Origin of the sequence: Salmonella sp. SJTUF14076, from assembly GCF_015534835.1 — a bacterium.
GTDB lineage: Bacteria > Pseudomonadota > Gammaproteobacteria > Enterobacterales > Enterobacteriaceae > Salmonella > Salmonella enterica.
In genome coordinates this window covers 3581109-3606488 of the sequence record NZ_CP064674.1, presented here as the reverse complement: position 1 = coordinate 3606488, position 25380 = coordinate 3581109, and the positions used below count along the sequence as shown (strand labels likewise).

The 25380-nt window shown below is 49.8% G+C and carries 23 protein-coding genes and 1 pseudogene; 17 read left to right on the top strand and 7 right to left on the bottom strand.

Annotated elements, in window-relative coordinates; all coding sequences use genetic code 11:
- The first annotated feature begins 99 nt into the window (after nucleotides 1-99).
- From HU143_RS17550 to afaD, 4 genes are all read left to right on the top strand, one after another.
- The gene (locus HU143_RS17550) at nucleotides 100-597 is read left to right on the top strand and encodes a Saf-pilin pilus formation protein SafA (protein WP_051129374.1); all 498 of its coding nucleotides are present in this window, start codon (nucleotides 100-102) and stop codon (nucleotides 595-597) included.
- 98 nt (nucleotides 598-695) lie between these two features.
- Nucleotides 696-1412: a pili assembly chaperone SafB gene (gene safB, locus HU143_RS17545; RefSeq protein WP_135370062.1), complete on the top strand. Its 717-nt coding sequence runs from the start codon at nucleotides 696-698 to the stop codon at nucleotides 1410-1412.
- A gap of 23 nt (nucleotides 1413-1435) precedes the next feature.
- On the top strand, nucleotides 1436-3946 hold the full coding sequence (locus tag HU143_RS17540; protein ID WP_053505593.1) for a fimbrial biogenesis outer membrane usher protein: 2511 nt from the start codon (nucleotides 1436-1438) through the stop codon (nucleotides 3944-3946).
- Between the two features lie 21 nt (nucleotides 3947-3967).
- The gene (gene afaD / locus HU143_RS17535; RefSeq protein ID WP_000266939.1) at nucleotides 3968-4438 is read left to right on the top strand and encodes an AfaD family invasin; all 471 of its coding nucleotides are present in this window, start codon (nucleotides 3968-3970) and stop codon (nucleotides 4436-4438) included.
- A 416-nt stretch (nucleotides 4439-4854) separates the two neighbouring features.
- Here afaD and HU143_RS17530 read toward each other — a convergent pair.
- Nucleotides 4855-5552 (bottom strand): IS1-like element IS1B family transposase gene (locus HU143_RS17530; RefSeq protein ID WP_095033700.1). Its coding sequence is split into 2 segments (ribosomal slippage): nucleotides 4855-5303 and nucleotides 5303-5552, totalling 699 coding nucleotides; the frame shifts between segments, so codons are not numbered across the junction.
- Nucleotides 5553-5677: 125 nt separating this feature from the next.
- On the opposite strand from HU143_RS17530, the gene tcfA reads away from it, so the two are divergent.
- The 6 genes from tcfA to tioA all read left to right on the top strand — a co-directional run bounded on the left by tcfA (nucleotide 5678) and on the right by tioA (nucleotide 12236).
- On the top strand, nucleotides 5678-6388 hold the full coding sequence (gene tcfA, locus HU143_RS17525) for a fimbrial chaperone TcfA (RefSeq protein ID WP_001009507.1): 711 nt from the start codon (nucleotides 5678-5680) through the stop codon (nucleotides 6386-6388).
- A gap of 107 nt (nucleotides 6389-6495) precedes the next feature.
- Nucleotides 6496-7014 carry a fimbrial protein TcfB gene (tcfB, locus tag HU143_RS17520; protein WP_001056552.1) on the top strand — a complete coding sequence of 173 codons (519 nt, stop codon included), beginning with the start codon at nucleotides 6496-6498 and terminating at the stop codon, nucleotides 7012-7014.
- A gap of 108 nt (nucleotides 7015-7122) precedes the next feature.
- Entirely contained in the window at nucleotides 7123-9810 is a 2688-nt protein-coding gene (tcfC, locus tag HU143_RS17515) for a fimbrial outer membrane usher protein TcfC (RefSeq protein WP_023226795.1), read from the top strand.
- 22 nt (nucleotides 9811-9832) lie between these two features.
- On the top strand, nucleotides 9833-10891 hold the full coding sequence (locus HU143_RS17510) for a CfaE/CblD family pilus tip adhesin (protein ID WP_023226794.1): 1059 nt from the start codon (nucleotides 9833-9835) through the stop codon (nucleotides 10889-10891).
- Between the two features lie 132 nt (nucleotides 10892-11023).
- The gene (tinR, locus tag HU143_RS17505; RefSeq protein WP_000141547.1) at nucleotides 11024-11479 is read left to right on the top strand and encodes an Lrp/AsnC family transcriptional regulator TinR; all 456 of its coding nucleotides are present in this window, start codon (nucleotides 11024-11026) and stop codon (nucleotides 11477-11479) included.
- Between the two features lie 139 nt (nucleotides 11480-11618).
- A complete protein-coding gene (gene tioA, locus HU143_RS17500; protein WP_023226793.1) occupies nucleotides 11619-12236 on the top strand; it encodes a protein TioA in 618 nt (205 codons plus the stop codon).
- A gap of 601 nt (nucleotides 12237-12837) precedes the next feature.
- Here tioA and HU143_RS17495 read toward each other — a convergent pair.
- Nucleotides 12838-12950: pseudogene (locus HU143_RS17495) on the bottom strand (hypothetical protein); the annotation flags it as partial.
- A 56-nt stretch (nucleotides 12951-13006) separates the two neighbouring features.
- On the opposite strand from HU143_RS17495, the gene HU143_RS17490 reads away from it, so the two are divergent.
- Nucleotides 13007-13195, top strand: a complete 189-nt coding sequence (locus HU143_RS17490) for a hypothetical protein (RefSeq protein ID WP_031603649.1) — start codon at nucleotides 13007-13009, stop codon at nucleotides 13193-13195.
- A gap of 3 nt (nucleotides 13196-13198) precedes the next feature.
- On the opposite strand, the gene pagN is transcribed toward HU143_RS17490, so the two are convergent.
- From pagN to fadE, 4 genes are all read right to left on the bottom strand, one after another.
- The gene (pagN, locus tag HU143_RS17485) at nucleotides 13199-13918 is read right to left on the bottom strand and encodes an adhesin/invasin protein PagN (protein WP_023226792.1); all 720 of its coding nucleotides are present in this window, start codon (nucleotides 13916-13918) and stop codon (nucleotides 13199-13201) included.
- A 330-nt stretch (nucleotides 13919-14248) separates the two neighbouring features.
- Nucleotides 14249-14656 (bottom strand): Spy/CpxP family protein refolding chaperone, encoded by a 408-nt coding sequence (locus HU143_RS17480; RefSeq protein ID WP_000788200.1) that lies wholly within the window; start codon nucleotides 14654-14656, stop codon nucleotides 14249-14251.
- A gap of 370 nt (nucleotides 14657-15026) precedes the next feature.
- Nucleotides 15027-15794 (bottom strand): amidohydrolase, encoded by a 768-nt coding sequence (locus tag HU143_RS17475; protein ID WP_023226791.1) that lies wholly within the window; start codon nucleotides 15792-15794, stop codon nucleotides 15027-15029.
- A gap of 108 nt (nucleotides 15795-15902) precedes the next feature.
- Nucleotides 15903-18347: an acyl-CoA dehydrogenase FadE gene (fadE, locus tag HU143_RS17470; RefSeq protein WP_000973041.1), complete on the bottom strand. Its 2445-nt coding sequence runs from the start codon at nucleotides 18345-18347 to the stop codon at nucleotides 15903-15905.
- A gap of 239 nt (nucleotides 18348-18586) precedes the next feature.
- Between fadE and lpcA the strand changes: the two genes are divergently transcribed.
- The 3 genes from lpcA to HU143_RS17455 all read left to right on the top strand — a co-directional run bounded on the left by lpcA (nucleotide 18587) and on the right by HU143_RS17455 (nucleotide 21307).
- Nucleotides 18587-19165, top strand: a complete 579-nt coding sequence (gene lpcA, locus HU143_RS17465) for a D-sedoheptulose 7-phosphate isomerase (RefSeq protein ID WP_000284051.1) — start codon at nucleotides 18587-18589, stop codon at nucleotides 19163-19165.
- A 313-nt stretch (nucleotides 19166-19478) separates the two neighbouring features.
- A complete protein-coding gene (locus HU143_RS17460) occupies nucleotides 19479-20465 on the top strand; it encodes an IS110 family transposase (RefSeq protein ID WP_023226548.1) in 987 nt (328 codons plus the stop codon).
- 74 nt (nucleotides 20466-20539) lie between these two features.
- The gene (locus tag HU143_RS17455; RefSeq protein ID WP_000333387.1) at nucleotides 20540-21307 is read left to right on the top strand and encodes a class II glutamine amidotransferase; all 768 of its coding nucleotides are present in this window, start codon (nucleotides 20540-20542) and stop codon (nucleotides 21305-21307) included.
- Here the strand turns inward: HU143_RS17455 and dpaA are convergent.
- Nucleotides 21278-22018, bottom strand: a complete 741-nt coding sequence (gene dpaA, locus HU143_RS17450; protein ID WP_023227323.1) for a peptidoglycan meso-diaminopimelic acid protein amidase — start codon at nucleotides 22016-22018, stop codon at nucleotides 21278-21280. The genes HU143_RS17455 and dpaA overlap by 30 nt on opposite strands.
- Before the next feature lie 249 nt (nucleotides 22019-22267).
- On the opposite strand from dpaA, the gene dinB reads away from it, so the two are divergent.
- The 3 genes from dinB (at nucleotide 22268) to prfH (ending at nucleotide 25292) form a co-directional block, all read left to right on the top strand.
- Nucleotides 22268-23323 (top strand): DNA polymerase IV, encoded by a 1056-nt coding sequence (dinB, locus tag HU143_RS17445; protein ID WP_001226204.1) that lies wholly within the window; start codon nucleotides 22268-22270, stop codon nucleotides 23321-23323.
- Nucleotides 23324-23541: 218 nt separating this feature from the next.
- Nucleotides 23542-24681 (top strand): RNA ligase RtcB family protein, encoded by a 1140-nt coding sequence (locus HU143_RS17440; RefSeq protein ID WP_023227322.1) that lies wholly within the window; start codon nucleotides 23542-23544, stop codon nucleotides 24679-24681.
- Nucleotides 24678-25292 (top strand): peptide chain release factor H, encoded by a 615-nt coding sequence (gene prfH, locus HU143_RS17435; protein WP_000602086.1) that lies wholly within the window; start codon nucleotides 24678-24680, stop codon nucleotides 25290-25292. Before HU143_RS17440 ends, prfH begins: the two co-directional genes overlap by 4 nt.
- Nucleotides 25293-25380: the final 88 nt, after the last annotated feature.

Below are 25380 nucleotides of genomic sequence, written 5' to 3'. Positions count from 1 at the left end.
TTAAAGCATTCCCAGCCACAGGCTTTTCTGTACGGTGAATTTTGGTATGACATTATTCATTCTTGATGTGCTGGGGGATTTTGAAAAGGTGGATTTCCGATGAAAAACGTAAAAGATTTAATTATCGCAAGCGCATTGAGCATTATGGCTGCTAGTTGTTATGCTGGCTCGCTCGTGCCGAATACAAGCACTGGCGTGTCGGCGGATGTAAACTTCAGCAATCCTGGACAACTACAAGCACAGCTTACTCCAGTGTCTGGCTTGGTGGCAGGGCCTCATAAGGGTGATGAGGCTATTGCTGTGCTTTCGGTAAGCGGTTCGAGCAAACAATACGCGGTAACGGGAGATTATTCTAAACCTGAAACAGTGGGCAACGACAGCGATGTGTGGACGGTAACTGGTAAAAGTGGTAATACCATTAAAGTTGCCTTTGGGGGGGTAGCCTGTGCCAATAAAGGTTCATTAGTGGATGGTGCTTCGCATAAGTGGTGGGTATATAACATGACAGATAAAGTCGCTGTGAAATTGTCTGGATCACAAACGGTAAAGGCTGATACTTATCCAGTGACGCTACACATAGCGGAGTATCAAGCTTAATAGTAAACAACTTTTATTGCGCCTTATTAAGGCGCAATAAATATCAAGTCATACATTTTTTTATAACTTGTAATATGAAAATTATTAGTTTTGGTGTAATGGCGGCTGTTTTATTCGTCTCTAATTCTATAACTCCTCCAGTGTATGCCACTGAGCAGAAATTAAGTTTAAACACTAAATCATTCAGCGTGAAGCTGGGGGCTACACGGGTGATTTATCACGCTGGTACAGCTGGAGCCACGCTCTCGGTGAGCAACCCGCAGAATTACCCTATTTTGGTTCAGTCTTCAGTCAAAGCAGCAGACAAAAGTTCGCCTGCTCCCTTTTTGGTGATGCCGCCTCTATTTCGTTTAGAAGCGAACCAGCAGAGTCAACTGCGTATTGTCCGTACTGGTGGTGACATGCCAACGGATCGTGAGACTTTACAGTGGGTCTGTGTAAAGGCGGTACCACCCGAAAATGAACCGTCGGATACACAGGCTAAGGGCGCGACCCTTGACCTCAATTTGTCCATTAACGTCTGTGATAAGCTGATTTTCCGCCCGGATGCCGTGAAGGGGACGCCGGAAGATGTTGCAGGAAATTTAAGATGGGTGGAGACGGGCAACAAACTTAAGGTGGAGAACCCCACCCCGTTTTACATGAATTTAGCCTCCGTCACAGTAGGGGGAAAGCCCATTACAGGGCTTGAGTATATCCCCCCTTTTGCTGACAAAACACTAAATATGCCAGGTAGTGCCCATGGTGATATCGAGTGGAGAGTTATTACAGACTTTGGTGGTGAAAGTCATCCGTTCCACTACGTCCTTAAATAAATCCAGGGGCTTAGCGGCAGAATATGAAGTTCAAACAACCTGCCTTGCTACTGTTTATCGCGGGAGTGGTTCACTGCGCAAATGCGCACGCTTACACATTCGATGCATCAATGTTGGGCGATGCAGCGAAAGGGGTTGATATGTCGCTCTTTAACCAGGGGGTACAACAGCCAGGGACTTATCGAGTGGACGTGATGGTGAATGGTAAACGTGTCGACACCCGTGATGTGGTGTTCAAATTGGAAAAGGATGGGCAAGGAACGCCTTTTCTGGCTCCTTGTTTGACGGTCAGTCAGCTTTCACGCTACGGCGTAAAAACGGAAGATTACCCTCAGTTGTGGAAAGCAGCAAAGACCCCAGATGAGTGTGCGGATCTGACCGCCATTCCACAGGCTAAAGCGGTACTGGATATCAATAATCAGCAACTGCAACTGAGTATTCCGCAGTTGGCGTTGCGTCCGGAATTTAAGGGGATCGCTCCTGAAGATCTCTGGGATGATGGTATTCCGGCGTTTCTGATGAACTACAGTGCGAGGACAACGCAGACGGATTACAAAATGGATATGGAGAGGCGTGACAACTCTTCCTGGGTACAACTGCAACCGGGAATCAATATAGGTGCGTGGCGTGTCCGCAATGCGACCAGCTGGCAGCGGAGTGGTCAACTGTCGGGGAAGTGGCAGGCAGCATATACCTATGCTGAGCGTGGACTGTACTCACTAAAAAGTCGTCTGACTCTGGGGCAAAAGACTTCGCAGGGGGAGATATTTGATAGTGTGCCATTTACCGGTGTGATGTTGGCATCGGATGACAACATGGTGCCCTACAGTGAGCGGCAGTTTGCTCCGGTAGTGCGTGGGATTGCCCGCACGCAGGCTCGGGTGGAGGTCAAACAGAATGGTTACACCATTTACAACACCACTGTGGCGCCCGGACCGTTTGCACTGCGGGATCTGTCGGTAACAGACAGTAGTGGTGATCTGCATGTCACCGTGTGGGAGGCCGATGGCAGTACACAAATGTTTGTGGTGCCGTATCAGACCCCGGCGATAGCACTGCACCAGGGATATTTGAAGTACAGCCTGTTGGCGGGCCGATACCGATCGTCAGACTCTGCAACGGATAAGGCGCAGATCGCGCAGGCTACGTTGATGTATGGTCTGCCGTGGAATCTCACTGCATATGGCGGTATACAGAGTGCAACGCACTATCAAGCTGCATTGCTTGGTTTGGGGGGATCTCTCGGGCGGTGGGGGAGTTTATCTGTCGATGGAAGCGACACACACAGTCAGCGTCAGGGGGAAGCGGTACAGCAAGGAGCCTCCTGGCGACTGCGTTACAGCAACCAGCTGACTGCGACGGGGACAAATTTTTTTCTGACGAGATGGCAGTATGCCTCGCAGGGCTATAACACCCTATCCGATGTGCTCGACAGTTATCGACATGATGGCAACCGTCTATGGTCGTGGCGGGAAAATTTGCAGCCGAGCTCGCGTACCACCCTGATGTTGAGTCAGTCATGGGGGAGGCATTTGGGCAATCTGAGTTTAACCGGTTCCCGTACCGACTGGCGTAATCGCCCCGGTCATGATGACAGCTACGGACTGAGTTGGGGAACCTCTATCGGAGGGGGCTCGCTGTCATTGAACTGGAATCAAAACAGAACGCTGTGGCGCAATGGCGCGCACCGTAAAGAGAACATAACCAGCCTGTGGTTCAGTATGCCATTAAGCCGCTGGACGGGGAATAATGTAAGTGCCAGTTGGCAGATGACTTCACCATCACACGGTGGTCAGACGCAACAAGTGGGGGTCAACGGAGAGGCATTCAGTCAGCAACTGGATTGGGAGGTGCGTCAGAGTTACCGTGCCGATGCCCCGCCAGGTGGTGGTAATAACAGCGCATTGCACTTGGCATGGAATGGGGGTTACGGCCTGTTAGGTGGTGACTATAGCTACAGCCGGGCGATGCGCCAGATGGGAGTCAATATCGCGGGAGGTATAGTTATCCACCATCATGGTGTGACGCTGGGGCAACCTTTGCAAGGTTCAGTGGCGCTGGTTGAAGCGCCAGGGGCCTCGGGGGTGCCAGTTGGCGGCTGGCCTGGCGTTAAGACGGATTTTCGTGGCGACACCACAGTGGGCAACCTGAGCGTCTATCAGGAGAATACAGTCAGCCTCGATCCGTCGCGACTACCGGATGACGCAGAGGTCACACAAACCGATGTGCGCGTGGTGCCAACCGAAGGGGCGGTGGTGGAAGCGAAGTTTCACACTCGCATCGGGGCCAGGGCACTGATGACGCTGAAACGGGAAGATGGTAGCGCCATTCCTTTCGGGGCGCAGGTTACAGTCAATGGACAGGATGGCAGTGCTGCTCTGGTGGATACTGATAGCCAGGTTTATCTCACTGGTCTGGCGGATAAGGGCGAACTGACGGTGAAATGGGGAGCACAGCAATGTCGGGTTAACTACCACCTACCTGCCCACAAGGGAATCGCGGGCTTGTATCAAATGAGCGGTCTCTGCAGATAGCCGATTCTGAAGGAGAGAATAATGTGGATGAAAATACAGCGAGTGAAAACGGTTATCTATAGCGTAAGCTTACTGGTCGCTGCCAGTAGCTTGGTGCCGATAGCGAACGCCGCAGAAAAACTTCAGACAACGCTACGTGTAGGGACTTACTTTCGGGCCGGGCATGTGCCAGATGGGATGGTGCTTGCGCAAGGCTGGGTGACTTATCACGGCAGTCACAGCGGGTTTCGGGTATGGAGCGATGAGCAAAAGGCGGGTAACACGCCTACCGTATTGCTGCTGAGCGGGCAACAGGATCCTCGCCATCACATTCAGGTTCGCCTGGAGGGCGAGGGGTGGCAACCAGATACGGTGAGTGGTCGTGGCGCCATTTTAAGAACCGCTGCAGATAACGCCAGTTTCAGTGTGGTCGTTGATGGCAATCAGGAAGTGCCTGCGGACACCTGGACGCTGGATTTTAAGGCCTGTGCATTGGCGCAGGAGGATACGTAGCCGTCTGTTCCACTCATACTTCCTGTATCAGTGAATAAGGCGAATACTGTATATCAGGTTCGAGGATGTATTGAAAATTTACTCAAGGCAAATATGGTTAGCAATCTTCATTGCAGAAAAATCAATTGCTGATTTATTTTAAAATCTGAAATTCATCTTTTTTTGTAGGGAGAGGAATATTATGTTTCGTAAAATAATTTAACGGACACTGATGCCTTTATTATTTTCTGTTTTGTGGATTTGTTTGATTCACTCTTTTGTGAGCGGGGCTTTATAAGCCCCTGGTATAAGGTTTGTTTATCTGTCAGGTATTCATATGTGATATTTAAGATTTTATGTTTAGGGGGCTTTTTCTTGTCCCCTCAGGCGTAAAAATAATTTATTTTTTACATAAAGGAATAGGTAATGACTCCAACTTATTGATAGTGTTTTATGTTCAGATAATGCCCGATGACTTTGTCATGCAGCTCCACCGATTTTGAGAACGACAGCGACTTCCGTCCCAGCCGTGCCAGGTGCTGCCTCAGATTCAGGTTATGCCGCTCAATTCGCTGCGTATATCGCTTGCTGATTACGTGCAGCTTTCCCTTCAGGCGGGATTCATACAGCGGCCAGCCATCCGTCATCCATATCACCACGTCAAAGGGTGACAGCAGGCTCATAAGACGCCCCAGCGTCGCCATAGTGCGTTCACCGAATACGTGCGCAACAACCGTCTTCCGGAGCCTGTCATACGCGTAAAACAGCCAGCGCTGGCGCGATTTAGCCCCGACGTATCCCCACTGTTCGTCCATTTCCGCGCAGACGATGACGTCACTGCCCGGCTGTATGCGCGAGGTTACCGACTGCGGCCTGAGTTTTTTAAATGGCGGAAAATCGTGTTGAGGCCAACGCCCATAATGCGGGCGGTTGCCCGGCATCCAACGCCATTCATGGCCATATCAATGATTTTCTGGTGCGTACCGGGTTGAGAAGCGGTGTAAGTGAACTGCAGTTGCCATGTTTTACGGCAGTGAGAGCAGAGATAGCGCTGATGTCCGGCGGTGCTTTTGCCGTTACGCACCACCCCGTCAGTAGCTGAACAGGAGGGACAGCTGATAGAAACAGAAGCCACTGGAGCACCTCAAAAACACCATCATACACTAAATCAGTAAGTTGGCAGCATCACCCTTTATGCTGATAACTTTCTGTCTATGCTAATACTAAAATTTAGATGACTTTTATACGGTAAAATCTGGTATGAATTTTAAAGATACTCTTCCCGGGGTGTTTCTCTGTGTCGCTATGTTTGCATGTGGTCATGCCAGGGCGAATATGCTCGTTTATCCCATGGCGGCAGAAATTAATAGTAGCCGCGAAGAGGCCACCTCGCTGTTCGTCTATTCTAAATCAGATCATGTGCAATATATTCGAACAAGAATCATGCGTATTGAACACCCTGGTATGCCACAGGAGAAGGAGGTACCAGCAGGGAATGATATAGAGACAGGACTTGTTGTCTCCCCGGAGAAATTTGCCCTTTCCCCGGGAACAAAAAAAACAATACGTGTTATCAGTACTCAGGCACCGGAAAGAGAGGAAGCCTGGCGGGTATACTTCGAGGCTGTTCCTGAACTGGAAGATGATCCACAGGCAGGCGGAAAGCAAAATTCATCCGTAAGTGTGAATCTTGTCTGGGGGGTGTTGCTGCGTGTTTCTCCGTCAGACCCCAGGCCTGCGCTGGTAACGAACGGTCACCACCTGCTGAATACGGGAAATACCCGGCTTTCTCTTATTCGGGCCGGCAACTGCGACACCACATGCCACTGGCAGAATATAGACAAAAGTATTTATCCCGGCGGGAGTGCTGATATTCCGGCCGGAATAAAAAGTAATGCATTTCGTGTGGAATATCGTACGGGTGCAAATTCACCGGTAATCTCTGCTGATTTAACAGCAGCCGGAAAGTAAAAACACACGGAGCGTACGCTATACCCTACATTTATTCTCAGGGGGAGCGGATGTATACCGAGTGTACATATATCACTGTAATAAACAACAAAGCAAGGTTATTTTTTATGAACATGAAAACATCTTTTATTGCCGCAGCTGTGGCATTGGCCACCGTTTATTCTTTTTCTGTTTCTGCGGTTCAGAAGGATATTACCGTCACTGCCAATATTGACAGTACACTTGAACTGCTGCAGGCCGATGGTTCATCCCTCCCGTCGACTATGAAGCTGGATTTCATGCCGGGTAAGGGCCTGGTCCATAAATCACTCCAGACCCGCCTTTACAGCAACGATCAGACCAAGTCGGTTAATGTAAAACTGTTGAATGCTCCACAACTTATCAACGTCCTGGATCCCACCAAAACCATTGATATGGAAGTGACTCTGGGAGGACGGTCACTGACCACCACCAATTCTGTACTGGAAGCTAAAACCCTGTTCCCGGACGGAAAAACTGGCGATGCTTCAGCTCTGCTGAACCTGGATATTGGTCAGAAGGCTGGAGCAGCCTTACAAAACCTGCCTGCCGGTGAATACAGCGGATTGGTCAGTCTGGTGATTTCACAGGCTGTCACTGCCGGCTAATAACCGGTTATTAGCTCTTCATCTGATCCGGTTTTGGGGTGTCACCGTTCGTACCTGAACCGGATCCGGTATTGATCTTATTATTCATTGCAATTCAGGTCTCTTTACGTGAGTCGTTATTTCTGGATGTATTATTTACTGGGATTGTGCAGTTTTACCAGCCAGGCAACTCTTATTCCCCCTCCTGGATTTGAATCTCTGCTGGAAGGACAGATTGAGCAAATTGAAGTGTTGCTACCAGGGCATTCACTGGGATTATTTCCGGTGGTGGTTAAACCGGACACCGTGCAGTTCATGTCCCCATTGATGGTACTTGAAAGCAGTGGGCTTGCCGCGTTGCCGGCCGCAGAACGGCAAAAAGCGCTGGCTGCACTCAGCCGTCCGTTGCTACGTAACAGCAATCTGGTCTGTGGTGTCTCAGAAGCAAAAGACAGTAGCGAGTGTGGTTACGTGGCAACAGATAAAGAGGATGTTGCGGTTATTTTTGATGAGAACAACGCTCAGTTATCTTTGTTTCTTAACCGGGACTGGTTGCCGGATGAAGAACGACGTGATAAACGCTGGCTGACTCCGACCCCGGAGGGTGTCAGCGCATTTATTCACCGCCAGACGCTGTATCTGAGTGATGATCTCCACAGTCGTAATATGACACTGAATGGTAGCGGTGCCCTGGGGCTTGGTGACGGTCGTTATCTGGGAGGCAACTGGGCGGCTATCTGGAATCAGTCAGAACATTACAATAACAGTCAGGCCTGGTTTGACAATCTGTTTGTCCGTCAGGATCTCGGCAATCAGTATTATCTCCAGGCTGGTCGGATGGATCAGCGGAATCTGTCCAGCGCCACGGGGGGGGATTTTGGGTTCAGTCTGCTTCCCCTGAGCCGGTTTGATGGATTACGAACCGGGACCACCCAAGCTTATGTTAACCATGAGGTGGACCAGAATGCCACTCCGGTTATGGTTCAGGTTACCCGAAATGCCCGTATTGATATTTATCGTGGCAGCGAGTTGCTGGGGAGTCAGTTCCTGACCCCGGGAATGCATACCCTGGATACTCATTCTCTTCCACCGGGAAGCTATCCTCTGGCGTTGCGGGTGTATGAGGATGGGATTCTGCGGCGAACGGAGACCCAGCCCTTCAGTAAGGGGGGCAATAGCTTCAGTGCACAGACCCAGTGGTTTATTCAGGGCGGGCTGGAAGATACCGGGGATAAAGCCAGCCATTATGACGGTGAGACTGTCATGGCTGCCGGATTCCAAACTGGGCTGCGGAAAAATATCAGTCTGACCGAAGGTATCTCTCTGGCACATGAGGCCTGGTACAGTGAAACCCGACTGAATTCACAGCATGCAGTGCTGGATGGCACGCTGGACCTTTCTGCCGGGATACTGCATGGGACAGACAGCACGAGCGGTAACACTGAGCAGGTGACATACAACGACGGATTTTCCGCGAGTCTGTGGCGTAACCATACGGAAAGTGATGCCTGTAGTGGTCGTCATCCACAGTCAGTGCATGCCAGTATGACCTGCCAGACTTCGATGAACGCCTCCCTGTCGGTTCCGGTGGGGAACTGGTATGCCCTACTGGGATACAGTACCAGCAGGACAGAAGGTCGGCCGGTTTACCGGGGATATGATGATAACAGTGACAAAGAAAATGTGTTCTGGCGACAGGCATACATCCCTGCCTTTCACCGCGAATCTGCTCAGGCTAGTGCAACGTACAGCCTTAATATGGCTGGCATGAATATTAATACCCATGGGGGAGTATGGCGAACCCGAAATGACGGAGTGAATGATGATGGCTTGTTTATGAGTGTCAGTGTGTCATATGCCTCTCAACCACCGACAATGACTGGCAGTAATGGGTATACCTCAGCCGGGACCGATATTCACAGTAGCCGGAATCAAAAAACACAGACGTCCTGGAATGTGAACCATGTGAGATCCTGGCAGCAGGATCTGTATCGTGAACTGTCGGTGGGTTTCTCCGGTTATAACGACGACAGCTGGAGCGGGAGTCTCGGCGGACGCATGAGCGGCCGTATGGGTGAACTGAGCGCCACTATCAGTAACTCCCATCAACGTAATGCGGGCAGCGCCAGTTCACTCACCGCTGGCTACAGCTCGTCTCTGGCGTTATCCCGTAATGGACTGTTCTGGGGAGGTGGTCAGGACGGTGAACCGGCCTCTGGCATGGCGGTGAACGTGGAGTCAGAGGGGGACGAGGGCAGTAGCGGGAAAGTAGTCAGCGTTCGTGGCAGCAGCCAGCCGTTCAGTCTCGGTTTTGGTCAGCAGTCGCTGTTGCTGATGGAAGGCTATAACGCCACGGAGGTGACCATTGAGGATGCAGGGGTTAGTTCACAGGGTATGGCAGGCGTAAAAGCGGGAGGGGGAAGCAGGCGTTACTTCCTGACACCCGGGCATCTGCTGGTTCACAACATCAGCGCCAGTATGAGCCGACTGTACGTTGGCCGCGTACTGGACAAGGATGGCAGACCGCTGCTGGACGCACAGCCACTGAACCATCCATTTTTGTCGTTGGGACCTTCCGGGCGATTTAGCCTGCAGAGCGAGCATAAAGAATCCAGCCTGTGGCTGCTGTCAAAAAACAGGATCCTGCGTTGTCCGATGTCAGTACATAAACGTCGGGATGTTATGCAGGTAGTGGGTGATGTGCGGTGTGAATTAAGTGACGTGGATGCCCTGCCACAGGCGTTGCAAATATCGCCGCGGGTCATCCGTTTACTGAACGTTGCTGGTCTGCTGCGCCATGCCGTTCAGGACGCCTGACGTAGAGATAAAGGCGATTACTATGAAGAATAAAATGAAGTGGACAAAGATAAACCATTATTTACATCCGAAAATTTGTTCGGCCTGCGCAATCTTGCTGATGGCTGGCGCTACACTGCCACAAGTCGCCGATGCGGAGACTACCTACGACCGGACCAGCACCGTCGACCTGAATTACGACAGGAGTAATGTACTAGGCTTTGAACGCATGTTTGAGCAGCATATAAATACGAATTATCTAGGATGGGTATGTAGATCCAATAGTAATGAAAACGAGGGGGCGTGTGACGATACAAATCTGATATGGGATAAACGGGGGGTAACAAAGATTCGTCTGCGTTTCAGAGAACAAATCAGTCATGCTGAAACTACGCTCATACTGGACGCTCGTGCTGGAGGAGCATGTGGATATTTTACTATTAATGGAGCCTGTACTTGTGTATATCCATATAACTACGTAACGGCCGGTATTTCCGCCGAAGAGCTAGCGAAAATACCGAAAGCCGGTATATGGAAAGCAACGTTGGTCTTGGATGTACATAGATGGCTAGACGGAAAAGTTGGTGTCGGGACTGTAGATATCACGCTGAATGTAACAGACCACTTTGCTGAAAATGCGGCTATTTACTTTCCGCAGTTTGGTACAGCAACGCCTCGTGTTGACCTGAATCTTCACCGGCTGAATGCCTCACAAATGTCGGGCAGGGCTAACCTGGATATGTGTCTGTATGACGGAGGTATGAAAGCCCGTTCATTACAGATGAAGATAGAAGGAAGCAATAAGTCAGGTACGGGATTTCAGGTTATAAAGAGCGATTCTGCTGATACGATTGATTATGCGGTCAGTATGAATTATGGGGGACGAAATATTCCTGTCACCCGTGGCGTGGAGTTCAGTCTGGATAACGTGGATAAAGCAGCAACGCGTCCGGTGGTACTTCCCGGGCAACGGCAGGCGGTACGTTGTGTGCCAGTGCCCCTTACCCTGACAACACAACCCTTTAACATCAGAGAGAAGCGTTCTGGTGAGTATCAGGGAACGCTGACAGTGACAATGCTGATGGGAACACAAACCCCCTGACAGTAATTATTTATTTTATTGATATCTTTCTTATATGGTTTTTTAAATCAGAGTTCTCTTTATATACTTGTTTTATTTAATAAAGAGAATCTATTCACTTATGAAAATCAATGCGTGAGGTTCTGCTTTCCTATGACTGAGTATTTAGATGATAAAGATAAAGAATTATTGAAAGAAATCCAAAAAGATTGTGCACAAACTTTATGGCAACTTGCATATAAAGTGGGACTTACGCCCACACCATGTTTCAAACGTTTAAAAAAACTTAAAGACAGGGGGGTTATCATTGGTCAGTTCGCTTTATTGGATAAAGAAAAACTAGGTCTTTCACTTAATGTCTTTATTATGATTAACATATCTGAGGAGCAATACGCTAGTATTTCTGAGAAAATAAAGTCAATGCCTGAGGTTATTGCCTTTTATCGAATTTCTGGATCATTTAATTATTTAATGCATACAGTATTTACAGATATGAACGATTACTATAGTTTTTATGAGAAAATAATATTAACTAATTCTTCAATTAGTGGATCTGCATCGAGCTTTGTTCTTGAGCAAATAAAGGAAACAAACGAACTGCCAGTGTGAAAGTGTGATGTGTACTTACTGATTTAATACATTATTATCCTTCTTACGGAACAACAACGGCAGATTGCGGCTGTTGAACAAGGATTTTAATCAGCAGTGGTGAAATTAAGCGGCACAGAATAACACAGCGGAATATCACATGGTTAAATATCACCCCGTGCATGTAACAAAAAACCGCATTAAAACAGATGATGTTACTGATATTTATTTCGTTGAACCCTTCTGGAAAGAAGGCGAAAACCACATAATTGAGTCATTGATGTTTTTTGAAGAGTTACAAAAGTCATTTAATTTATTCAACCATAAATATGGGTTAAATAAATATATACTCAGGATCCCCTGGGAATTTGTGCTCATACATATGGAAAGGATCAGTAAATTAAATAGCGTCGGGTTATTTGCTGTTTCTGTTGACTTTAATAACAACCACAAATTTCTGAGCGAGTACATCAGGAGTCGCAGAGATTATGGTATGGAAGTTTGGTTTGATTTTTGTGGTAAACATTCTTATTCCAGTGAAATTAAAAACCTTGGGTTCTTTTTTCAGGCTTGCGTAGTGCCTCGTGATCCTAATTTTATTAGTAGTGTTTATCATTATCATAAGTTCCAAAAGATTCTTGTCGGGGATATAAATGATGTAGAACAGAGGGCCGTGTACCAGAACGAAGTTGATTACATGTATGGAATGCAATGGCCATCGTCATATGACGGTTTTTTCTTTCGGGATCCTAAAAAAAATGAAACTTGGTGTATATAACAGAAGGAGTGAAAATTTGAATCAAAAATATCTTATTTATTTTTTGTTTAATTATTGTTTTGTTTTTTATTACGATTAAATATAAAGAACATCATTGTTCGTGCGGTGGGGAGGCTGGAAGTTTAGGGTATGACCGTTTATCAACAATTTTATTACAGCCACCATACGAATGGTTTATATATGCACTAGATGTATTATTTTAGTTTAATATATCGATGGTTGCTATTTGCATTGATGATGTTCCGTTACATTAAGGAATATGCATCTGTATCTCGTTATACGCACACTCACATTACTAATCATTATTAATATGAGTGTGGTTCTTGTTTTACGCATGCATGGTTGCATGTGACGTTAAATTTAAATGAGCTGACTGTATGAATTCTAAATACTTTAGAGAGGTGTTTTTTGTCTCGGTAGTTGTTATATTATTATTTTATTTGGTGTTATTTGCAGCCAGTGCTCATGCTGAAGGCGGTTTCAGCTCTGGAGGCATTGGGTTATTTATGACGGGAACAAGAGAGATGCTACTGTAGAGATAATAAATTCTGCTAAAGATTCCCCAATTCTTGTGCATTGACATCCTCCACGTCCTGAAGGGCGTGGGTTCCTGCTCCAACGGGCTGCCTGACTGCACGCTCCTTCCACAGGCAAGCACGGCGTGTCCCGCTCTAAAATGTTACGCGCGCCGTTTACATCGGCGTTCGCAGTATATCTTCATACCAGACACTTGTAAGTATCTCGCATAATCGTGCCATTCACATTTAGAGATCATACAACAGGACGGGGCTGTTTTTGGGCAGCCGGAAGTTAAGCCCATACCAGAAACGTTGCAGTGTACTGAAAAATGGCGCCAGGTTGCCCCTGTTCAACGATTTTCTGAAGGCGCAGGAGTATTCATTACTGATATCCTCCATTGCGCCTTCGGGAACCCACAGGACCAGCTATTTTACCGATAGTGTTTAAAAGGCGTAAGTAATGCCGAGCATGAAGTCATTGGAGGCAGCCTTTGTGTCTGTATCATAAGCGGTATGTTCATCACCAGCATAGTGATTTTTTGAAATGCTCACTTTGCCTGCATTAATGTATTTATAACTGGCGTCAATCATAATATTATCTGTTACAGCATATTTTGCACCGATACCTGCGCCCCAGGCAAAGTTATTTTTTGAAGCAGACAGAGTTTCATTAATACCAAAACCAACAGGAATGGTGTTATTACTTAGCTTCACATGAGCGAGGCCAACGCCTGCGCTGATATAGGGTGTAAACGCCGTACTATTGTGAAAATCATAATAGCCATTAACCATGTAAGTGGTCATTCGGACCTGATTTTTTACATTTATGTGTACTGGCTGACCAAATGCAATAATATCCTGCCCGCCTTTAGCATCCGTCTCACCTCTGAAAGTGGTATCCAGTTCTAAACGTACTGGAAGCTGGAATGGATCATAAAAGTCATAACCGATAGCAACCCCGCCGCCAAAAACGCCTTTGGTACGGTCAGGTAACGTTGCATGACCATTAACTATCTCATCCTGGCTGAAGGTTGAGTTGATTCCATAGACATTGACTACGGATGTCCCCGCTTTCCCGGTGATATAGATCCCTTCTTTTGCTGATGCAGTAGCGGACCAGGCTACCACAAGGGGAATGATGCAGACTGCGAAAAAGTTTTTCATTTCAGAACCTGCCTTAATATTGGGCTAAAAGACAAGTTTCACGGTATAGGGTGTGATATAACGATTACATAAACGAAGCCCAAAAAACGGTCTATTGTAACGCTGGGTTTTCTGTAAGCGGGTAAAAAATGAGATGAAAATTTTAAATAACAATACGATAATCGTCGGTATGGAAATCCATCTCCTCGCCAAATTGCCCCACGTACGGTTTCACTTCTACGTTATGTAACGGGTAGTGTTAGATAGAGCGATGCTGTAACAAAAAGATGAAGATGAATTTGTACCCGACCTGGATAAAGCCCGTTATCCAGGAATAACGGGCAAAAATATTTACTCAAGTGCCTGGGCGAGATCTTGTTGTACCTGTTGACGCTGTTCTGGTGTTAAGACTTTGCTTAAATCAAAATAATATTTAACCCGATAATAGCGAGCCTGTTGTTCTATGTTACTGAAGGCTGCAAGCTGCTGTTTTACGGCGGCGTCATCCCATTTACCGGATTTAATCACCTCTATCAGCGCACCGTCTTTAATTCCCTTCATAGAAATCTGACTGACGTCGGTTTCCAGTTGTTGGTGAAGTTTTTTGATCCGGGTAATCTGATCGTTTGTCAGCTTCAGATGCTGGACAATAGGATCCTGGGCGGGCAGGGGAGGATTGGGGACAGCGGTGGCGAAAGCGCCAAAAGAAACGCCCGCCAGAGTCGCTGCCAGTAAAGTTGTGCGTACAAAGTTTTTCATGAAGATATCCTGATAAGGGAGTGATTAACCGTTCTTATTACCCACGAATGGCGAGCAATTATCTTAGAGCCTATCCCATTAGGGCTATTTTACTTGCCATTTTGGACCTGGGCAGTGCTCGCCAAAACGCGTTAGCGTTTTGAACGCCGCTAGCGGCGGCCCGAAGGGCGAGCGTAGCGAGTCAAACCTCACGTACTACGTGTACGCTCCGGTTTTTGCGCGCTGTCCGTGTCCAAACTGGCTGCGCCAATAACGCCTGGTGGGATAGGCTCTTAGTCAGAATACGTTGCCTGCCACATTACGCCACGCGAATTTGTTTTACGGAGAGTTACGGAGTGAAACAATCCCGCCGCGGTGAGCGGCAGGTTGCTTACAAGGTGAATGGATCGGCATCGCGCCAGGCTGGAAATTTTTCGCGATAATCCTGCAAGGCGACGAGAGAAAGATCGGCATCGATACGTGTCGCCTGGTGTGGTTCGGCGGTGGCGATAATATCACCCTGGGGATTAATGATCCGGCTATCGCCGCGATAATGTAGCCCGTTACCATCGGTGCCAACCCGGTTGCAGCCTGCGACATAAGCCTGATTTTCAATAGCGCGCGCCGTCAGTAATGTTTGCCAGTGTAGCGAGCGCGGCGCGGGCCAGTTCGCTACATACAGCGCCAGATCGTAATCATTGCGGTTGCGCGACCATATCGGAAAACGCAGATCGTAACAGATCAGCGGCAGAATGCGCCAACCGCGCCACTGCACGATGATGCGTTTATCGCCTGCGACATAATGTTGATGTTCATCCGCTATACGAAACAGATGGCGCTTATCATAGAGATGAACTTTGCCTTCCGGTTCAACCAGTAAGAAGCGATTTACGGCGCCGCGCTCAGTTTGTAGCGCCGCGCTGCCGGCAATCAGAGCGTCAGTTTGTCGGGCTTTGGCCTGCATCCACGTAATCACGCTATCTTGCGAAAGTGAGTTATTAGCGGCCTCCATCGCGAAGCCGGTGGTAAACATTTCAGGCAGAACAATCACATCCCGGCCAGATACGAGCTCTAGCTGTCTGTCAAAATGACGCAGGTTTGCCGGGCCGTCCATCCAGACTAAAGGTTGTTGCAACAGAGTAATTTTCAAACCAGACACGATCGGAGCTCCTCATTGAACAGCGTCTTTACACTGTAGCATGAGCAATAATAAAAAAGCGGCAAGAAAAAGCCCCGCGAAAGCGGGGCAGGAAAGACACGAGACTGATTATGCGGCTTCGACTTTACGCACTTTCTCCGGCAGCTTTACCGGTTTGGTCGCCAGCGCTTCAGGTTCAAAATCATCAACGTTGATACTGCGCAGGCGGCTCTCTTCCGCTTTCGCCAGGATGGCGGCTTCATCTTTATCTATAAGCCCTTTCGCCAGCGCATTGCGCGCCAGTTCATCCAGACGAGTAAACGGCAGATTTTTACCCAGTTCTTTGCAGATGCGCTGGTGGATAGGGTCGGCAGCGATGACATCACGCAGCGCTTCTTCCAGTAAACCGACCGGATTATGTTCGGCGGGTGTCAGATACTGGCCGCGCCCAATGCGTGAACGTGTGGCGTTCGGCACTTGCAGGATCTTCGCCACGGCGTGATCCAGCTTATCAGACGGCGCCAGATAATGACGGCCAGTCGGGAAGATCATCGCGGTGAGCAATCCGGCCACGACGCGGTTCGGGAAGTTCTGCAGCAGATCGTCCATCGCTTGTTCAGCACGATACAGCGCATCCTGTACGCCCCAGTGTACCAGCGGCAGGTCGGCTTCGTGGCGACCTTCGTCGTCGTAACGCTTCAGTACGGCTGAGGCCAGATAAAGCTGACTCAACACATCGCCCAGACGCGCGGAGATACGCTCGCGGCGTTTCAGGCTGCCGCCCAGTACCGCCATTGACACGTCAGACAGCAGCGCCAGGTTTGCGCTCAGTCGGTTCAGATGCTGGTAATAACGCTTCGTGGCGTCGCCGGTTGGCGTATGGCTCGTTAATCCGCGGGTCAGGCCAAGCCAGAAACTGCGGACGGTATTGCTGCCGACATGGCCGATATGTTTAAACAACAGCTTATCAAAGGCATTCACATCATTATTCTGCGCTGCGGCCATCTCTTCCAGTACATAAGGATGGCAGCGAATGGCGCCCTGACCAAAGATCATCATGCTACGGGTCAGGATATTCGCGCCTTCCACGGTGATCGCGATAGGCGCGCCCTGGTAAGCACGCGCCAGGAAGTTGCTCTCGCCCAGCATAATGCCTTTACCCCCAGTGATATCCATCGCGTCAATAATGGACTGCTGGCCGCGGTGGGTGCAGTGGTACTTCACGATAGCCGACAGTACCGCCGGTTTTTCACCCAGCATAATGCCATAGGTGATTAACGATGCGGCGGCATCCATCACATAAGCGTTACCTGCAATACGCGCCAGCGGTTCCTCAATACCTTCCATCTTGCCGATAGATATTTTGAACTGACGACGAATGTGAGCATAGGCGCCGGTTGCCAGCGCGACGGATTTCACCCCGCCAGTGGAGTTGGACGGCAGGGTAATACCGCGTCCTACCGACAAACATTCCACCAGCATACGCCAGCCCTGTCCGGCCATTTTGGGGCCGCCGATAATATAATCAATAGGCACGAAAATATCGTTACCGCGGGTTGGGCCATTCTGGAACGGAACGTTAAGCGGGAAGTGACGACGACCAATTTCCACACCCGGCGTTGAGGTGGGGATCAGGGCGCAGGTAATACCCAGCTCTTCTTCTCCGCCTAACAATCTATCCGGATCGGAAAGCTTAAACGCCAGGCCCAACACGGTAGCTATCGGCGCCAGCGTAATGTAACGCTTGTTCCAGGTCAGGCGCATACCCAGCACCTGCTGGCCCTGCCATTCGCCCATGCAAACCACGCCGGTATCCGGAATGGCGCCTGCATCAGAACCTGCTTCCGGGCTGGTCAGCGCAAAGCAGGGGATCTCCTGGCCGCGCGCCAGTCGCGGCAGATAGTGATTCTTCTGCTCTTCCGTACCATAGTGCTGCAACAACTCGCCAGGGCCGAGTGAGTTTGGAACGCCGACGGTGATAGCCAGAATCCCGGAGACGCCGGACAGTTTTTGCAGTACACGGGACTGCGCATAAGCGGAGAACTCCAGCCCACCGTACTCTTTTTTAATGATCATCGCAAAAAAACGATGCTCTTTCAGATAAGCCCACAGTTCCGGCGGCAGATCCGCCAGTTCATGGGTAATCTGGAAATCGTTCGCCATCCGGCACGCTTCTTCTACCGGACCGTCGAGAAACGCTTGCTCTTCGGCAGTGAGTTGCGGTTGCGGATAGTTGTGCAGTTTTTTCCAGTCTGGCTTGCCCTGGAACAGATCGCCTTCCCACCAGGTTGTACCGGCATCAATCGCTTCTTTCTCAGTGCGCGACATCGGCGGCATGACCTTACGGAAGCCGCGGAACACCGGTGCGGAAATCATTGATTTTCGCATCGGTGTGAGGTTAAACGGCACGAGGATAATGGCCAGAGGAACCAACAGCCAGATGGACCACAGGCCAGCAACGCCAAGTGCGGCGGTCCAGGCGAGCAGAATCAGGCTGCTGAGAAATAAACTCACGCGGTGATAGAACAATGCGCCGAGCAGAACAACCGTAGCGATAATACTCAAAATCATCATAACGAAAAGCTCCCTTGCTTGTAGGAGGTCTGACCACTTGTGATGATTAGGTTGTAGTGGATGTAAAATTTTTTATCAATGTGTTTACAAAATAATTACAACAAAGCTCACATTGTTGCCGTTTTTGGTGGCACGAAAAATCAAAAGCGTGAGGCGTTAATTCGGCTTATGCTTCTCGCCTGTACTGCTATCCGGTACACTGCATACTGTCATTTACATTCATGCTGAAGGATATCCTCATGTACCAGGATCTTATTCGTAACGAACTGAACGAAGCGGCGGAAACGCTGGCTAATTTTTTAAAAGATGACGCCAATATTCACGCCATTCAGCGCGCGGCGGTCCTGTTGGCTGACAGTTTTAAAGCGGGTGGTAAGGTACTTTCCTGCGGTAACGGCGGCTCCCATTGCGATGCGATGCACTTTGCTGAAGAGCTGACAGGTCGTTATCGTGAAAATCGTCCGGGCTACCCGGCAATTGCGATTTCTGATGTTAGCCATATATCCTGCGTCAGTAATGATTTTGGCTATGACTATATTTTCTCTCGTTACGTTGAGGCGGTAGGGCGCGAAGGCGATGTCCTGTTAGGGATCTCGACGTCGGGTAACTCTGGTAACGTGATTAAAGCGATTGCCGCGGCCCGTGAAAAAGGCATGAAAGTGATTACGTTGACCGGCAAAGACGGCGGCAAAATGGCGGGAACGGCGGATATTGAAATTCGCGTACCGCACTTCGGTTATGCCGATCGTATTCAGGAAATTCATATCAAAGTAATTCATATCCTGATTCAACTGATCGAAAAAGAGATGGTTAAATAAGCCGATAATATTTGCCGGTCTTATCGGGCCTGGAACGTGTAGGCCCGATAAGCGAAGCGCCATCGGGCATTGTGGCGGATGGCGACGCAAGCGTCTTATCCGGCCTTGTATCCTGAACAGATAGCTGATTAGCTGTCAGCTATCTGAAACGGGAGAAGCTTGTATCCGGCCTGAAGACTCTGAGCTTCCGATGTAGCTTAAGCCTCCCGTTTCACCTTTCACGTCACTCAAAATCCGAACGGTAACCAGAAGCGTTGACTTCGTATGTACAAGGCTGGAATGGCGTGTTGGCTCAGGTGAAAGGAGGTGTTCTGTGTGTACTCTCGGTATTGATGTCAGTAAAAATAAAATCGATCTTTGTCTGCTTACTGCCGGCCCCGGCGGTAAAAAAAAGCACAAGGTTCTGACTAACGAACCCGCCGTTGCCCGTAAAGTTATCGACTGGCTGAACGCACAAAAATGTGTTCCTGAAAGCGTGACTGTCGTACTGGAAGCGACGGGTATTTACCATGAAAATCTGGCGTATGGCCTGCATGAGGCCGGTGTCAGCGTCTGCATGGCCAACCCCTGTCGTGTCCGCGAATTTGCCCACGGGATGGATATCCTCAACAAGAATGATGCTGTCGATGCCTTCGTGCTGGCCTGTTATGGCGAGCTGAAGTCCCCGGCTGTCTGGGTTCCTCCTTCGCCTGAAGTACGTAAGCTGAGGGCATTGCTGCGCCAGCGGGATGCGCTGAGAGAGGATGTACAGCGTACGGTGAACCGGCTGGAAAAAGCGAATTCCACATCCACACCACAGGAGGTCATCCGTTCACTTGAGCGAACAAAGAGCTGGCTGAACGAGGAACTGGCCCGGATAGAGAAGCTGATAACCGATCATACGGATAACGATCCGGGGCTGAAGGCTGATCTCGAGTTACTGAAATCAATCAAGGGAGTGAAAGATCAGGTCGGGCGGGAGATGCTGGCGTTGCTGAAAGACGGGACGTTCAAAAGCGCCTCACAGGTGGCGGCCTATCTGGGACTGACACCGGTAGAGAAAACGTCGGGGAGCTCAGTGCGTGGCAGACCACATATGTCAAAAACAGGACCGTCAGGAGTGCGGGCTAAGCTGTACGTTGCAGCGCTGACCGCGAGCCGCTGGAACAAACAGGCGAAGGCTATCTATGAAAGGCTGGTCGCAAAGGGCAAGGCGAAGAAAGCCGCGCTGGGAGCTGTGATGCGCAAACTGGTACATTTATGCTTCGGCGTGTTGAAAACGCGGCTTCCGTGGGATGAAAATTATGTAGCTACCGCTTGACGTTCAAGACGGTAGCTACGAGCTGTGCTTTGCTGGTCTTATCAGGCAATTAACCGTTTTAAGGTAGGTGATGTATGTGCGAACTGCTTGGGATGAGCGCCAATGTGCCGACGGATATCTGCTTTAGCTTCACCGGACTGGTGCAGCGTGGCGGCGGAACCGGGCCGCATAAAGACGGCTGGGGAATTACCTTTTACGAAGGAAAGGGCTGTCGCACGTTTAAAGATCCGCAACCGAGCTACCATTCGCCGATTGCGAAACTGGTACAGAATTACCCGATCAAGTCCTGCTCGGTTATCGCCCATATCCGTCAGGCTAATCGCGGTGAAGTGGCGCTGGAAAATACACACCCTTTTACCCGGGAATTATGGGGACGCAACTGGACTTATGCTCATAACGGTCAGCTCAACGGTTATAAGTCGCTGGAAACCGGTAATTTTCGTCCGGTGGGGGAAACCGACAGCGAAAAAGCGTTTTGCTGGCTATTGCATAAATTAACGCAGCGTTATCCCCGCACGCCGGGCAACATGACGGCGGTATTTAAATATATTGCGACACTGGCGACGGTATTACGTGAAAAAGGCGTTTTTAACATGCTGCTGTCAGATGGGCGATATGTGATGGCGTTTTGCTCAACCCATTTGCACTGGATCACTCGCCGGGCGCCGTTTGGCGTAGCCACGCTGGTGGATCAGGATATGGAAATTGATTTCAGTTCACAGACCACGCCAAATGACGTGGTTACCGTGATTGCTACCCAGCCGCTAACGGGGAATGAAACCTGGCAAAAGATTATGCCAGGCGAATGGGCGTTATTTTGCCTCGGAGAGCGTATAATTTGAGGCCAGCTGTGGCTGAACGACTTCGTGACTCAACGGTTTGCTCACGACGTAACGTCCATCAACGATAGAAACAGTTGGCGGCTTATGCGTCTGTTCAAAATAATCGTAGCCGGGTTTTAGCTGCGCCCAGAAATCTTTGTAATAAGAATACTTATGACGCTGCATATTGGCGTCGGTCATCCGGAACGGATAAATACTCACCTGTACGCTCGGCTGACCAAAGACCAGCGCGGCGGTGACAAACTGGAAAATCTCATCAATGCCGCTGTCGGTCATGGCATAGCAGCCGACGGAAACACAGGCGCCGTGAATCATCAGATATTTACCATCATAGCCATGCGCGCGATCGTAGGCATTGGGAAAACCAATGTTGATGGCCTTATAAAAACGGCTGTCTGGCTTGAGTTGATTACGCTGAACGTTGTAAAACCCTTCCGGACTTTTAAAATCGCCCTGACGGCGTTTCGGGCCTAACCCGCCGGAATAGTTGCAAATTTTGTAGCTATCAAGCAACTGGTATTGCTCACCCATTTTGACGTAGAGATCAAGAGTGCGCTCTTCTTTAAAAATCTGAATATAGACCGGTGAGCCCATTAACTGCTGCTTATACTCTTTACTGACCGGCGTGACGGGGCTGCTGCTGCTCAGCAAACCGGCAAATGAGACGCACGGCATCAGAAGCATCGCAAGAAAAAATGCGATTTTACGCATACTGCTTGTTCCTTGATAAAACGGTTACACACGCCAGAACGGCAAAAGAGTCCCCAAATCGGAGTAATCTGGATTTGGAGCGCTCACATTAGCACCACGGCAGTTTTTCGCAAGTCCCCGTGTGTACGTTTACAATTTTCCCGCCGCTTTCGTCGTCATACCTTCGAATATGTCGCATTTTTAACGCGAATGTCTCTTTGCGCGCAATAAAACATACTGTACACTTAAACAGTATTGTGGGGGCGAGCGATGCGCAAAATCATACATGTTGATATGGACTGTTTTTTTGCCGCGGTAGAGATGCGTGATAATCCGGCGTTACGCGATATCCCCATTGCCATTGGCGGGAGTCGTGAGCGAAGAGGCGTTATCAGTACCGCCAACTATCCTGCGCGCCAGTTTGGCGTACGTAGCGCGATGCCGACCGCCATGGCGCTAAAGCTGTGCCCCCATCTCACCTTACTGCCTGGCCGCTTTGACGCCTATAAAGAGGCTTCGCGGCATGTACGTGACATCTTTTCCCGCTACACTTCACTGATTGAACCGCTCTCGCTGGATGAAGCCTGGCTGGATGTGACTGACAGCCCGCACTGTTATGGTTCGGCAACTCTGATCGCCAGGGAGATTCGTCAGACTATTTTCAATGAACTGCAACTCACCGCCTCCGCCGGCGTTGCGCCAGTGAAATTTCTGGCGAAGATCGCCTCCGATCTCAATAAACCGAACGGACAATATGTTATTACGCCAGCCGATGTACCCGGCTTTCTTAAAACGTTGCCGTTAGCCAAAATTCCAGGCGTGGGGAAAGTTTCCGCCGCTAAACTGGAAAATATGGGGTTAAGAACCTGCGGGGATATTCAACAGTGCGATCTGGCGATGCTTCTCAAACGCTTTGGTAAATTTGGCCGGGTATTATGGGAGCGTAGTCAGGGTATTGACGAGCGTGATGTTAACAGCGAAAGGCTGCGTAAATCGGTAGGTGTTGAGCGTACTCTGGCGGAGGATATTCATGAATGGTCGGACTGCGAGGCCATTATTGAACATTTATATCCGGAACTGGAGCGTCGTCTGGCTATAGTAAAGCCCGATTTACTGATTGCCCGACAGGGCGTTAAATTAAAATTTAATGATTTTCAGCAAACCACTCAGGAACATGTCTGGCCGCAATTAAATAAAGAAGACTTAATTACCACCGCCCGTAAAACCTGGGACGAGCGTCGCGGCGAGCGCGGCGTACGGCTGGTGGGGCTACACGTAACGCTGCTCGACCCTCAACTGGAACGACAGTTGGTGTTAGGGTTATAAGTCAGGCCATTAATATTTTATCACTATTACGATTGCGCCATCTAAATTTCAGTATTACTATACCCGCGTTTTCTCATTCTCAATAACTGCAAAGGAGGTTCATCATGACACTTTATTCTCTGAACGCACTTTGCAGACCTTTCTAGGATTAATTTTCTTTTATTGCCCAGGATTAGTCTGCCATTTCCTGATTTTTTAATTCATATATGGAATGGTATATGGGCAATTATATTCGTCCTTTATCAGATGTGGTATTTTCTATCGCATCGGATAACCTGTGGATCGAAGACTCCGCGATCCAACAATTATATACGACGGCTAAGTTAACCGGTATGAAACGCGTTATCGGGATGCCAGATCTGCATCCGGGGCGCGGCTACCCTATTGGCGCAGCCTTTTTCTCGCGTGGACGCTTTTATCCGGCGCTGGTCGGCAACGATATCGGCTGCGGCATGGCGTTATGGCAAACGGATATTTTAGGGCGTAAATATAACGCCGATAAACTGGAGAAGCGGCTGGCGTCGCTGCCTGACGTGGCGGACGCGCAGTGGCTGGAGGAGAATGTCCCCGCCGCAATGCAGCATCATTCGTGGCGCTCTGCGCTGGGTTCCATTGGCGGCGGCAATCATTTTGCCGAGCTGCAACAGGTCGATCGCATCGTCGATGCTGATTCGTTCGCTTTGTCGGGGTTGCAAAAAGCGCAGTTATTACTGCTGGTACACAGTGGTTCACGCGGTCTGGGGCAAGCTATCCTGCGTCGTCATGTGGAGGCGTTTTCGCATAACGGTTTGCCGGAAGATAGCGACGATGCGCGCCGCTACCTTGCAGAACATGACCATGCGCTGGCATTTGCCCGCAGTAATCGCGCGCTGATTGCCCGCCGGATACTGCAACAACTCAAGGCTGAGGGCGAACCACGACTGGATGTGGCGCATAACTTCGTTGAACCCTGTACTGTCGCGGGTGAGGCGGGGTGGCTGCACCGTAAAGGCGCTACGCCAGATGGGCAGGGACTGGTGATTATCCCCGGCTCGCGCGGCGATTATAGCTGGCTGGTGAAACCCGTCGTCAGCGAGGAGAGCCTCTTCTCCCTGGCGCACGGCGCGGGGCGCAAATGGATGCGTACCGAGTGTAAAGACCGGTTATCGGCAAAATTTACCCCGCGACAGCTCTGCCGTACCGGGATGGGTAGCCGGGTGATTTGCCGCGATCGCCAGCTCATTTATGAAGAAGCGCCGCAGGCGTATAAATCCATCGATAGCGTTGTGGATTGTCTGGCAGACGCCGGACTGATTACGCCGGTTGCCTGCCTGCGTCCGGTGCTGACGCTGAAAACCTCAGGGGAGAAAAGCGCATGATCTTACTGCAACTTTCTTCCGCACAGGGACCGGACGAGTGTTGTCTGGCGGTAAAAAAAGCGCTGGATTGTCTGACGAAAGAAGCCGCCAGAGAAAAGGTATCGCTGACACGGCTTGAAACAGAGCCGGGACGATTACCAGACACGCTGCGTTCCGCGCTGGTCTCGCTGGACGGCGAAAAAGCTATGGCTTTCAGTGAACGTTGGTGCGGCACGTTACTGTGGATTTGTACCAGCCCGTATCGTCCGCACCATGGGCGAAAAAACTGGTACGTCGGCATTGGGCGCTTTTCCGCCGACGAGCACATACAGTCTGATGAGATTCGTTTCGAGACTCTGCGCTCTTCCGGCCCGGGTGGGCAGCACGTTAATAAAACCGACTCGGCAGTGCGGGCCACGCACCTGGCGAGCGGGATTAGTGTGAAGGTTCAGTCGGAGCGCAGTCAACATGCGAATAAGCGTCTGGCCCGGCTGCTGATTGCCTGGCGGCTGGAACAGCAACGGCAAAATGAGTGTGCGGCGTTGAAGTCTGAAAGGCGTCTGTTCCATCATCAGATTGAGCGCGGCAATCCGCTGCGGATATTTAAAGGAATGGCGTTTACGCCACAATAATTCGGTGCTACCAGCGCTGTTATAGGGCTGTCTGGCTATTCGCGTGTAGCCGCAGCGCTATTCAGCGCATCCAGGAGAGCTTATCTGG

Excerpts from the sequence above, each read along its gene's own strand:
- HU143_RS17550 (WP_051129374.1), top strand. The coding sequence starts at position 100 with ATGAAAAACGTAAAAGATTTAATTATCGCAAGCGCATTGAGCATTATG.
- safB (WP_135370062.1), top strand. The coding sequence starts at position 696 with ATGGCGGCTGTTTTATTCGTCTCTAATTCTATAACTCCTCCAGTGTAT.
- HU143_RS17540 (WP_053505593.1), top strand. The coding sequence starts at position 1,436 with ATGAAGTTCAAACAACCTGCCTTGCTACTGTTTATCGCGGGAGTGGTT.
- afaD (WP_000266939.1), top strand. The coding sequence starts at position 3,968 with ATGTGGATGAAAATACAGCGAGTGAAAACGGTTATCTATAGCGTAAGC.
- tcfA (WP_001009507.1), top strand. The coding sequence starts at position 5,678 with ATGAATTTTAAAGATACTCTTCCCGGGGTGTTTCTCTGTGTCGCTATG.
- tcfB (WP_001056552.1), top strand. The coding sequence starts at position 6,496 with ATGAACATGAAAACATCTTTTATTGCCGCAGCTGTGGCATTGGCCACC.
- HU143_RS17510 (WP_023226794.1), top strand. The coding sequence starts at position 9,833 with ATGAAGAATAAAATGAAGTGGACAAAGATAAACCATTATTTACATCCG.
- tinR (WP_000141547.1), top strand. The coding sequence starts at position 11,024 with ATGACTGAGTATTTAGATGATAAAGATAAAGAATTATTGAAAGAAATC.
- tioA (WP_023226793.1), top strand. The coding sequence starts at position 11,619 with ATGGTTAAATATCACCCCGTGCATGTAACAAAAAACCGCATTAAAACA.
- pagN (WP_023226792.1), bottom strand. The coding sequence starts at position 13,918 with ATGAAAAACTTTTTCGCAGTCTGCATCATTCCCCTTGTGGTAGCCTGG.
- HU143_RS17480 (WP_000788200.1), bottom strand. The coding sequence starts at position 14,656 with ATGAAAAACTTTGTACGCACAACTTTACTGGCAGCGACTCTGGCGGGC.
- fadE (WP_000973041.1), bottom strand. The coding sequence starts at position 18,347 with ATGATGATTTTGAGTATTATCGCTACGGTTGTTCTGCTCGGCGCATTG.
- lpcA (WP_000284051.1), top strand. The coding sequence starts at position 18,587 with ATGTACCAGGATCTTATTCGTAACGAACTGAACGAAGCGGCGGAAACG.
- HU143_RS17455 (WP_000333387.1), top strand. The coding sequence starts at position 20,540 with ATGTGCGAACTGCTTGGGATGAGCGCCAATGTGCCGACGGATATCTGC.
- dpaA (WP_023227323.1), bottom strand. The coding sequence starts at position 22,018 with ATGCGTAAAATCGCATTTTTTCTTGCGATGCTTCTGATGCCGTGCGTC.
- dinB (WP_001226204.1), top strand. The coding sequence starts at position 22,268 with ATGCGCAAAATCATACATGTTGATATGGACTGTTTTTTTGCCGCGGTA.
- HU143_RS17440 (WP_023227322.1), top strand. The coding sequence starts at position 23,542 with ATGGGCAATTATATTCGTCCTTTATCAGATGTGGTATTTTCTATCGCA.
- prfH (WP_000602086.1), top strand. The coding sequence starts at position 24,678 with ATGATCTTACTGCAACTTTCTTCCGCACAGGGACCGGACGAGTGTTGT.